The organism is Staphylococcus hsinchuensis (genome assembly GCF_038789205.1).
Classification (GTDB): domain Bacteria; phylum Bacillota; class Bacilli; order Staphylococcales; family Staphylococcaceae; genus Staphylococcus; species Staphylococcus hsinchuensis.
In genome coordinates this window covers 1093467-1105755 of the sequence record NZ_CP128355.1, presented here as the reverse complement: position 1 = coordinate 1105755, position 12289 = coordinate 1093467, and the positions used below count along the sequence as shown (strand labels likewise).

8 protein-coding genes are annotated in these 12289 nt (G+C 35.4%); all 8 read right to left on the bottom strand.

The genetic code is table 11. The features are described 5' to 3' along the window. Positions 1-2 precede the first annotated feature (2 nt). The 8 genes from hprK to hpf all read right to left on the bottom strand — a co-directional run bounded on the left by hprK (position 3) and on the right by hpf (position 12269). Positions 3-938 (bottom strand): HPr(Ser) kinase/phosphatase, encoded by a 936-nt coding sequence (gene hprK, locus QQM35_RS05455; protein ID WP_251519217.1) that lies wholly within the window; start codon positions 936-938, stop codon positions 3-5. A gap of 299 nt (positions 939-1237) precedes the next feature. Continuing rightward, complete coding sequence (gene uvrA, locus QQM35_RS05450; protein ID WP_251519215.1) at positions 1238-4066, bottom strand: excinuclease ABC subunit UvrA; 2829 nt, start codon at positions 4064-4066, stop codon at positions 1238-1240. A gap of 5 nt (positions 4067-4071) precedes the next feature. Beyond that, entirely contained in the window at positions 4072-6057 is a 1986-nt protein-coding gene (gene uvrB, locus QQM35_RS05445) for an excinuclease ABC subunit UvrB (RefSeq protein WP_251519532.1), read from the bottom strand. A 274-nt stretch (positions 6058-6331) separates the two neighbouring features. Then, on the bottom strand, positions 6332-6562 hold the full coding sequence (locus QQM35_RS05440; RefSeq protein ID WP_251943273.1) for a CsbA family protein: 231 nt from the start codon (positions 6560-6562) through the stop codon (positions 6332-6334). A 5-nt stretch (positions 6563-6567) separates the two neighbouring features. Then, on the bottom strand, positions 6568-7209 hold the full coding sequence (locus tag QQM35_RS05435) for a YfbR-like 5'-deoxynucleotidase (protein WP_251519210.1): 642 nt from the start codon (positions 7207-7209) through the stop codon (positions 6568-6570). A 160-nt stretch (positions 7210-7369) separates the two neighbouring features. Further along, positions 7370-8483, bottom strand: a protein-coding gene (gene prfB / locus QQM35_RS05430) for a peptide chain release factor 2 (protein WP_251519183.1) whose coding sequence is annotated in 2 segments (ribosomal slippage) — positions 7370-8410 and positions 8412-8483 — 1113 coding nt in all. Because the reading frame shifts where the segments join, the coding sequence is not laid out codon by codon here. A gap of 397 nt (positions 8484-8880) precedes the next feature. Further along, complete coding sequence (gene secA, locus QQM35_RS05425; protein WP_342610578.1) at positions 8881-11418, bottom strand: preprotein translocase subunit SecA; 2538 nt, start codon at positions 11416-11418, stop codon at positions 8881-8883. Between the two features lie 278 nt (positions 11419-11696). Beyond that, entirely contained in the window at positions 11697-12269 is a 573-nt protein-coding gene (gene hpf, locus QQM35_RS05420; RefSeq protein ID WP_251943275.1) for a ribosome hibernation-promoting factor, HPF/YfiA family, read from the bottom strand. Positions 12270-12289: the final 20 nt, after the last annotated feature.

Below are 12289 nucleotides of genomic sequence, written 5' to 3'. Positions count from 1 at the left end.
TGTTAGTTCTCCTTATTGTGATTTCCATTTCGTAAGATTTCAGCATTTAACCGATCGTTAAATTCTTCTGCAGTATTAATACCCATAATATTTAATCGGTAATTCATGGCAGCTACCTCAATAATCACTGCTACATTACGTCCTGGTCTCACTGGGATTGTCTTTTTCGTGATTTTATTATCTAAAATACGTAATTTCTCTTCATCTAAACCAACACGATCATATAATTTACCTTCGTGCCAATTTTCTAAATGTATATTCAATCGTAATCGTTTTTCAGTCAATATAGAGCCAGCACCAAATAACGTCATAACATTAATAATGCCTAATCCTCTAATTTCTAATAAATGTTCAATCAGTTTAGGTGGTTTACCTATTAATTCATCTTTACTAATTTCACTTATTTCAACATTATCATCTGCAACAAGACGATGCCCTCTTTTAACAAGTTCGAGTGCTGTTTCACTTTTACCGATACCAGAGTCACCCGTAATCAAGACGCCTACACCATAAACATCCACAAGTACACCATGAAGCGATGTTGTACGGGCTAAGTTATGTTCTAAAAACGTCGTCAATCGACTCATCAGTTGCGTCGTTGCAGCAGAAGACTCAAATAAAGGCGTATTGTTTTCCTCGGCAGCTTTAATGAGTTCTGTTGGTGGCTCTAAATCTCGCGTTACAATAATGGCAGGGGTTTCTGGACGACATAACTTTCTCATACGCCCTTTTCGTTCCTCATCAGGTAATAAATTATAAAATGATAATTCCGTTGTACCTAATAATTGAATACGGTCAGATGCATAATGCGAGAAATAACCAGCCATTTCCAAACCAGGTCTTGAAATATCAGTATTTTTAATTGTTTTATTTAATCCTGATTCACCAGTTACGAGTCTTAACTCAAACCGTTCGATCAAGCTCTTTGTTGTTAACATAGGTTCACCTCTATTTATAATTCCCTTTCAAAACTACTTGCTTTCATCATATCAAAAAGCGCTAATAATCCATATTAAAAAGTGTATCAGAGCCGGAGTTATATGCACAATTATATTTATTATAACCTATATTCCAATTTTTAAAGCTAAGGTGCTCCTCCCTATACTAAAGGGTTCAAGTATTAAATATGACATAGTTATTTTAAAGAAGCATCATTTCTCACAAAAAAATAATGATTTCCATCACATTCGATAGAAATCATTATTTTTTATTACCTAGGAAATACTTATTTTCTATTCTATTTATCACGTTCTAATACTAGCTTTAAATATTGTCCTGTATAACTATGAGGAACATCTGCTATAGCTTCAGGCGTTCCAGTGGCAACAAGCGTTCCTCCACCATCGCCACCTTCAGGTCCTAAGTCTATAATATGATCTGCCATTTTAATTACGTCTAAATTATGTTCGATGATGACTACAGTATCACCATTTTCAACGAGTTTATTTAGCACCTTTAATAATCTACTAATATCATCCACATGCAGACCTGTTGTTGGTTCATCAAGTATATAAATTGAGTTACCTGTTGAACGTTTGTGTAATTCCGAAGCGAGTTTCACACGTTGTGCTTCACCACCAGAAAGTGTGGTCGCAGGTTGACCTAATGTCACATAACCTAAACCAACATCAACGAGTGTTTGTAGTTTACGATGAATTTTCGGAACATTTTCAAAGAAATGCGTTGCATCTTCAGCAGTCATTGCTAACACATCAGCGATACTCTTACCTTTATAAGTAACCTCTAATGTTTCACGGTTATAACGTGAGCCGCCACACACTTCACATGGTACATACACATCTGGTAAAAAGTGCATTTCAATTTTAATAATACCGTCACCTTTACATGCTTCACAACGTCCGCCTTTAACGTTAAAGCTGAAACGTCCTTTTGAATAACCTCTCACTTTCGCTTCGTTTGTTTGAGCGAAGATATCTCTAATATTGTCAAAAACGCCAGTATAAGTCGCAGGGTTTGAACGTGGTGTACGACCGATTGGAGACTGATCAATATCAATAATACGCTCAATTTGATCTATGCCTTTGATTTCATCACAATCCCCTGGCTTAACTTTCGATTTATTAATAGCTTTAGCTAATGACTTATATAATATTTCATTTACTAAAGTACTCTTACCAGAGCCTGAGACACCTGTAACTACAGTCATTGTTGAAAGCGGGAAGTCAACATCAATATTTTTAAGGTTATTACTTTTAGCACCTCTGATTTGAATTTGTCTGTCAGTTAATGGACGACGTGCTTCGGGTAATTCGATGCGTTTTTTACCGCTTAAATATTGACCTGTAAGAGATTGTTTATTTTGCATGACTTGTTTCGGCGTACCACTCGCAACGATTTCACCACCGTGATCGCCTGCGCCTGGGCCGACATCGACTAAATAATCAGCTGCACGCATCGTATCGTCATCGTGTTCAACGACAATAAGCGTATTTCCTAAATCACGCATCTCTTTCAACGTATTAATGAGTCGGTCATTGTCTCGTTGATGCAACCCGATAGAAGGCTCATCTAACACGTATAGTACACCGGACAATCTTGAACCAATTTGTGTTGCCAGTCTAATACGTTGTGCTTCACCACCAGATAATGAACCTGAAGCACGATTAAGTGTTAAGTAATCGAGACCTACGTTATTTAAAAACTCAAGACGTGCGATAATTTCATTTAAAATTTGTGTCGCGATTTTACGATCTTGTTCTTTCAGCTCAATATGTTTGTATTGGTGTAATGCATCTTTAATTGAATTCTCTACAATTTCACCGATATTATAACCTGCAACATAAACTGATAAAGCTTCACGACTCAAGCGTTTACCATGACACGTTTCACATGGTAACTGTGTCATATATTTACTCATCATTTCTCTTACTAATTCAGAAGGCGACTCATGATAACGACGACTAATGTTATTTACTACACCTTCGAATTCCATCGTTCTTTTGCGAGTTGTACCGTTACGTTGTTTAAATGTAAATTCAATTTCTTTACCGTTTGAACCGTACAAAATAATATTTTTTTGGCGGTCAGTTAACTTTTTAAACGGTTTGTCCATTTTAATCTTATAAACTTCACAAACTCGTTTTAATAAAGTTGGATAGAAATCAGAACTTGTAGGTTCCCACGGTACGATTGCACCTTCATCTAACGTCTTATTTTTGTCTGGAACGACTAAATCTAAATCTACTTTTAGTTTTTGTCCTAAACCATCACAAGTTGGACAAGCTCCAAACGGGCTGTTGAAACTAAACATACGCGGCTCTAACTCACCAATAGAGAAACCACAAATTGGACAGGCATGATTTTCTGAGAATTTAAGCTCTTCATCTCCAATTACATCAACTATGAGGTTGCCATCAGCTAGGTTAAGTCCAGTTTCAATCGAGTCGGCAAGACGTGTTTCAATGCCATCTTTAACTACAAGTCTATCTACTACAACTTCTATCGTATGATTTTTATTTTTATTTAAATCAGGTACTTCATTGACGTCTGTTATTTCACCATCAACTCTTACACGCACATAACCTTTTTTACTAATGTCATCTAATAATTTCTCATGTGAACCTTTACGATGTGACACTACAGGAGCTAAGAGTTGAATCTTACTACGTTCTTCTAATTGTAAGACACGATCTACCATTTGTTGAACTGTTTGCGATTCGATTTCAATACCGTGATTGGGACATATAGGTTTACCTACACGCGCATATAATAAACGTATATAATCATAAATCTCTGTGACTGTGGCAACCGTCGATCTTGGGTTTTTGCTTGTCGTTTTCTGATCGATTGAAATCGCTGGTGACAAACCTTCTATAGTATCTACATCTGGTTTGTCCATTTGTCCTAGAAATTGACGTGCATATGCACTTAAAGATTCAACATATCTACGTTGCCCTTCAGCGTAAATCGTATCGAATGCTAATGAAGATTTACCTGACCCTGAAAGACCAGTCATGACAATCATTTTGTTCTTCGGTATTTCGATATCAACATTTTTTAAATTATGAGCACGTGCTCCTTTAACTACAATGGATGGTTGTTTCATATTTTTCACCCTTCTGCTTTTAATTCAAATAACATATCTCTAAGCTCTGTTGCCTTTTCGAAATCTAAATCTTTTGCTGCTTGCTTCATTTCTTTTTCTATATTTGCAATTGTTTTTTCGCGTTCTTTCTTCGTCATTTTCTTAGGTAATTCAGTTTGCTCTTGTTCGTTTGTCTCGTCACTCTCTACTGTAGCACTAATCACATCATGAATCTTCTTATTAATCGTCATTGGTGTAATACCATGTTCTTCATTATATGCTTCTTGAATTGAACGACGTCGATTCGTTTCATCAATCGCATATTGCATAGAATCTGTGACTTTATCACCATACATGATAACTTCCCCGCCACTATTACGCGCTGCACGACCAATCGTTTGTACAAGAGAACGTTCTGATCTTAAGAAACCTTCTTTATCAGCATCTAAGATGACGACTAACGATACTTCAGGAATATCTATACCTTCTCTTAATAAGTTAATACCAACGATAACATCATATGTGCCCATTCTTAAATCACGTATAATTTCAATACGTTCAAGTGTTTTTATTTCAGAGTGTAAATAATTGACTTTGATGCCCGCTTCTTTCATATATGTCGTCAAATCTTCACTCATTTTTTTAGTGAGTGTAGTCACTAACACGCGTTCATCACGATCAATACGTGTTTGTATTTCACTTAATAAGTCATCGATTTGATTTTCTGTAGGTCGCACATCAATCTTAGGATCTAATAATCCAGTTGGACGAATAATTTGTTCAACCATTTCATCAGTATGTTCTAACTCATACGGACCAGGTGTAGCAGAAACATATACGAGTTGATTCGTCTTATCTTCAAACTCTTCAAATTTCAATGGTCTATTATCTAAAGCACTTGGTAAACGGAAGCCGTGATCTACTAAGACTTGTTTACGTGCACGGTCACCGTTATACATACCTCTAATTTGAGGTAAAGTCACGTGAGATTCATCAATCATAACTAACCAATCATCACCAAAATAATCAAGTAAAGTATAAGGCGTAGACCCTGTTGGACGTAAAGTTAAATGTACTGAATAATTTTCAATTCCTGAACAAAATCCCATTTCTCGCATCATTTCAAGATCATAATTTGTACGTTGCTCCAAACGTTGTGCTTCAAGTAATTTATTTTCGTTACGTAATTCAGTTAATCGTTCTTCTAATTCATTTTCAATACGTTTAATTGCTAATTTCATCTTTTCATCACGTGTTACGAAGTGAGACGCTGGGAAGATAGCAAAGTGATCTCGTTCGCGCAATACTTCCCCTGTTAGGTAGTTCACTTCTCTAATGCGATCAATTTCATCCCCGAAGAACTCAACTCGGATACACATTTCTTCACGAGATGCCGGGAAGATTTCTACAACATCCCCACGTACACGGAACGTACCACGTCTAAAGTCAATGTCATTTCTTGTATATTGCACATCGACAAGCTTTCTTAACAGTTCACTTCTATCCATTTCCATTCCGACGCGAACACTTACAACTAATTCTTTATATTCTTCTGGATTACCTAAACCATATATACAACTGACACTAGCAATAATAATAACATCGTCACGTTCAAACAGTGCACTTGTCGCTGAGTGTCTCAATTGATCAATTTCGTCATTAATAGAAGCATCTTTCTCTATGAAAGTATCCGTTGAAGGTACATATGCTTCTGGTTGATAATAATCATAATAACTCACAAAGTACTCTACACGATTTTCAGGAAAGAACTCTTTAAACTCGCTATATAACTGACCTGCAAGTGTCTTATTATGAGCGATAATTAGAGTTGGCTTTCCAACGCGTTTAATTACATTACTCATCGTAAATGTCTTACCTGTTCCTGTGGCACCGAGTAATGTTTGGTGACGTTTCCCCTCTTCTACACCCTTAACAATTTCATCAATCGCTTGAGGTTGATCACCTTGGGGTTCAAAGTTAGATTCTAATTTAAATGGATAATGTTCCATAATGATCACGCCTCCTACAAAATTTCGCATTAACGTTCCTATGCGATATCCCACATTAATCCTCTATAATTACTTATACTTTTCGTTTATATTAATTGTTCACGATAAACATTTTAACAGATTTACCACTACAAATACAAACATTTGTTCGTTATTGGTTTTGAGAAAATAAAAAACAAACATAGTTATTCCCATGTTTGTCTTATGCGCGTTAAGTTGTTTCTTATTATGATGTAATATGCTAAATAAATAATGAACTTTCGCACTTATATATTAACTAATCGTCCATTTTTTTGTGTAACTCGAGTTGGTCGATAATTAAATATCCTGCTAATAATGACACTACGTCAATAAAGATAATCCACTGACTATGGAAAAATCCTTTTTCAACTGAAACGCCAATGAGTATTAACGCCAAAATCGTTCCAACCCATTTGTTCCTTGTAACTACACTAAAAGAAACTACAAGAATACAAGGGAAAAATGCAGCAAGTAAATACCAAATCATACATCTCACTCATTTCTTTTATTTAGGATGGCCATTGTCGTTTCTCTTAATTCTGAGCGTGGGATAAAGTTTTCAGTAAGCATTTCCGGAATAATATTTTCAATGAAGTCATTTACAGAGCTCAAATGATCGAATTGCATAATCGTTTCTAATGACATCTCATAAATTTCAAAGAATAGAGGTTCGGGATTTCTTTTTTGTATTTCACCAAATGTTTCATATAATAAATCAATTTTGTCGGCTACTGATAGTATTTGCCCTTCTAAAGAGTCATCTTTTCCCTCTTGCAGACGTTCACGATAAATGGCTTGATATGGTTCTGGAATCTCTTCATTAATAAAATGATTGACCATTTCTTCCTCAACTTGTGAGAAGAGCTTCTTTAACTCGCCACTCGCATATTTTACAGGTGTTTTGATATCACCGGTAAATATTTCGGCAAAGTCATGGTTAAGCGCTTTTTCATATAAACTTTTCCAATCAACTTTATTGCCATGATATTCTTCAACCGTACCTAAATATTGTGCAATCTTCGTGACTTTAAAAGAATGTGCAGCCACGTTATGTTCGAAATATTTAAATTGACCTGGCAACCTAATTAACTTTTCCAAATCGGATAAACGCTTAAAGTATTGATGTACGCCCATGACATCGCCTCCTAAATTATTTAGTGTGATTTTACTTGCTTTTATATTATCATTCAATAATCAAAATGTCTTTCGAATTTAATTATAGAATATTTTAATTTCTATAAGAGGTAAAACTTTCATTAAAAACAATTACGGTTCAGTTATGTGCTAACTCAACTTAATTGTTATTATCCATTTGACTACGTAAGTACGCTTCAATAAACGGACCAATTTCGCCATCCATTACTGCATCAACTTTCGCAGTTTCTTCGTTCGTTCTATGGTCTTTAACCATTGCATACGGATGGAAAACATAAGATCTAATTTGGCTTCCCCAACCAATCTCTTTTTGTTCACCACGAATTTCAGCCATCTCTTGTTCTTGCTCTTCAAGCTTTAATTGATAAAGTTTTGATTTTAAAGTTTTCATTGCGGCTTCTCTGTTTTTAATTTGAGATCTTTCGTTTTGGTTATTTACGACGATACCAGTAGGATGGTGTGTAATTCTTATTGCAGATTCTGTTTTGTTGATGTGTTGTCCACCTGCCCCAGAAGCTCTAAAAGTATCTACCGTAATATCGTCAGAATTCACTTCAATTTCTATTTCCGAATTATTAAATTCTGGAATAACGTCACATGATGCGAATGAAGTATGACGACGCCCTGAAGAATCAAATGGGGAAATTCTCACAAGTCGGTGAACACCTTTTTCAGCTTTCAAATAACCGTAAGCATTATGTCCTTTAACGACGAAAGTTACGCTTTTTACGCCAGCTTCATCCCCAGGTAAATAGTCAGCAATTTCAACTTTAAATCCGCTTTGTTCGCAGTAACGTTGATACATTCTAAGTAACATATTCGTCCAATCTTGCGATTCCGTCCCACCTGCACCTGGGTGTAATTCAATGATTGCATTGTTTGCATCATAAGGGCCGTCTAATAATAGTTGTAATTCAAACTGGTCTAGCTCATCTTTGAAAGCTACCACTGTTTCTTCTAAATCATCTTTCATATCTTCGTCATTTTCTTCAACTAATAATTCTCTCGTTGTAGTCATATCTTCTATATCCGCTTCTAGTTTACGATAAGCATTAACGACTGATTTTAAAGCATTGTTTTTATCAATGATATCTTGAGCTTTGTCTTGATCATCCCAAAATGTTGGGTCTGTCATCATTTCTTCATATTCTTGTATGTTCGTCTCTTTCTCTTCTAAGTCAAAGAGACCCCCTAAGTTGTTCTAACTTCTCTTGATAGCTATCTATATTTCTTTTTATTTCTGATAATTCCATAGTGCATCGCTCCTATTTTCTTAATAAACAATGATTTACTTTTATTTTAATTTGTTTTTGAATGAATACAACTATTTTACAAAAGTTAAGGAACACCTTTCAACTTTACATACTGTTCGAACGTCCGTAGTTTGAAATAAGTAGAGTTGTTTCAGTTTCATCCCTAAAATACGCATGTTTCACTCGATAGCTCTATTAATTCACTATCATTATAAAAATTTAGAGTCTGAGACATAATAGGTGTCTCAGACTCTTTGGCAACTTGACAGTAGATGTCTGAATTGAAAATGCACTTATATCAAGCTTTTTTCAATCCTAGTCATCCTTGCCGGGGTGGGACTACGAAATCATTATAAAAAATCGATTTCTGTCCCACTCCCTTTTTAAAATTTATTAATTATGCACCGTGGCAATTTTTATATTTCTTACCGCTGCCACAAGGACATGGATCATTTCTACCAATATCCTCATCTTTAACATAAGGTTCTGCCTTAGCTTCACCTTCTCCATAGTCGTCTCCGCTCGTTACATGTTCAGCTTTACCAAAGTCAGTAGATTTATCACGTTCAACATCTTCTTCTACAGAAACAACTGATTTCAAGATGTATTTAGATACGTCCTCTTCGATTGTTTGCATCATTGTATCAAATAATTCGTGACCTTCGTTTTGGTAATCTCGAAGCGGATTTTGTTGTCCGTATGAACGTAAGTGTATACCTTGTCTTAACTGATCCATAGTATCAATGTGATCCGTCCAATGATCATCAATAGAACGTAATAAAATCATACGTTCAAACTCATCAAATTGTGAGCCGATTTTTTCTTTTTGATTCTTCAATGCTGTTTCAATTTTAGGCCATACATATTCGAACACATCTTCATTATCTTTACCTTTAAGTTCAGATGGTTTTAATTCACCTTCATGTAAGAATACGTCTTCAACGTAATTAACAAATGGTTCATAGTTTGCATCTTCTTCGTCTTCATTAATATAGTAATAGATACTGCGTTGAAGCGTTGAACGTAACATTGATTCAACTAGATCATTACTTGAGTCGCTGTCTATAATATTATTACGTTCACCATAAATGATTTCACGTTGTTTACGTAACACGTCATCATATTCAAGTACTCGTTTACGTGCATCAAAGTTGTTACCTTCAACACGTTTTTGTGCTGATTCAACCGCACGTGATACCATCTTAGATTCTATAGGCGTCGTATCGTCCATACCTAAACGATTCATCATACTTTGTAGACGTTCTGAACCGAAACGTACCATCAACTCATCTTGTAAAGATAAATAGAATCTACTATCACCTTTGTCACCTTGACGTCCTGAACGACCACGGAGCTGATCATCTATACGTCTAGATTCGTGTCGTTCTGTACCTATAACAGCAAGACCGCCAATTTCTTCTACGCCTTCACCAAGTTTAATATCCGTACCACGACCAGCCATGTTTGTCGCGATGGTTACTGCACCACGTTGACCAGCATCCGCGATGATATCCGCTTCTTTTTCATGGTTCTTCGCGTTAAGTACGTTGTGTCTCACACCATTTTTCTTTAAAAGGTTTGAAATATATTCACTGGTTTCAACTGCAACCGTACCAAGTAAGACCGGTTGACCTTGTTTGTGTTTCTCAATAACTTCGTCCACAACAGCGTCAAATTTACCTTTTTGACTAACATAAATCATATCTGATTTATCGATACGTTGTACGGGTCTATTTGTCGGAATTTGAGTTACTGTCATATTGTAAATATTTCTAAACTCTTCTTCTTCCGTTTTAGCAGTACCTGTCATTCCTGAAAGTTTATTGTACATTCTGAAATAGTTTTGGAATGTAATAGAAGCCATCGTTTTTGATTCGTTTTGAATCTTAACGCCTTCTTTAGCTTCTATCGCTTGGTGTAACCCTTCTGAGAAACGACGACCTGGCATAGTACGACCTGTAAATTGATCGACGATAAGTACTTCACCTTCATGCACCATATAGTCAACATCTTTTTGAAGTGTCACGTGGGCACGTAACGCCGTATTGATATGTGTAATAATATCGACATTTTTAACGTCATAAAGGTTATCAATTTTAAACATACGTTCAGCTTTATCGATACCTTGTTCTGTTAATTGTACAGATTTCGTCTTTTCATCTAAATTATAGTCTTCTTCATTTTTAAGCATTTTTGCAAAGACGTTTGCTTGAGTATATAAAGAAGTCGATTTTTCTGCTTCACCTGAAATAATTAAAGGTGTACGGGCTTCGTCAATTAAAATAGAGTCAACTTCGTCAATGATTGCGTAATGTAATGGTCTCATTACACGCTCTTCAGCATAGTTCACCATATTATCACGTAAGTAATCAAAACCAAGTTCATTGTTAGTACTGTAAGTGATATCACGTGTATATGCTTCACGTTTCTCATTAGTAGACTTACTATTTAAATTGACACCTACTGATAAACCTAGGAATTCGTATAAGCGTGCCATGTCTTCACTTTGACTACTTGCAAGATATTCGTTGACTGTGATGACGTGTACACCACGACCTGCAAGTGCATTTAAATATGTTGGCATCGTCGCTGTTAATGTCTTACCTTCACCGGTTCTCATTTCAGCAATGTCACCGTTCTGAATAGCGATACCACCCATAACTTGTACTCTGAAAGGTACCATGTTATACACACGTTTTGAACTTTCTCGAACAAGTGCAAATGCTTCTGGTAATATTTCATCTAATATTTTATTTTGTTTCTTTACGTCGTCTTCTGCTTGTACTTTTTGTTGCAACGCTTTTGTTTTTTCTCTAATTTCTTCATCTTTTAAAATCGACATATCCTCTTCTAGGGCAAGGACTTTGTCGGCTAACTTACCAAGGCGTTTTATTTCTCTTTTATTGCCATCTGCAATCTTTGATAAAAAACCCATTTTGTTCGCTCCTTTAGCATTTTAACTCTTTGCTTACAACAATTAATCTTATCATTTATATCGTGAAATTTACACTTATTAAGTTCACGGTTAATATTAAGACTCTATTACTAACGTCTATCTCCCATAATTCTTCCGTTAGATATAATCTTATTTAAAATATACATGTTTTGATTACGTATTTCCAAATGTTTGGACCTTAACAACATAATAGGCTAGAAACATATGATTGTTCCTAGCCTATTCTCTGTATTAAGACGTACATTGCATATGAATCACTATTCAGTTGTTTCAATCAATCCATATTTGCCATCTTTTCTTTTATAAACAATGCTTGTACCATCAGTTTCACGATCTGTGAAAATAAAGAAATCATGCCCTAATAAATCCATTTGTAACACCGCTTCTTCTGAGTCCATCGGTTTTAAACTGAAGTTCTTTGAACGGATGATTTCAATATCACTGTCATCATTGTCCTCTTCATCTTGAAGTGATGGGACCTCATTTTCTTCTGGTAATGAAGCAAATGCCTCTTGATCATGACGATTGCGGTTCTTTCTATTGACACGAGTTTTATACTTTCTCACTTGTCTTTCTAATTTACTATTAATTAAATCAATACCTGCATATAAATCATCATGTCTTTCTTCCGCTCTTAAAGTAACATTCTTCAATGGAATTGTTACCTCAATCTTAGTAGAAGAGTTTTGATACGTTTTAACTTTAACGTGCGCAATAGCATTTGGCACATTATTAAAATAGCGTTCTAATTTACCAATTTTTTCCTCAATGTAATTACGAATTGCGTCAGTAATTGTGAGGTTCTCTCCGTGAATTTCAAATCTAAGCATAGTAATCGACTCCTTTAAAA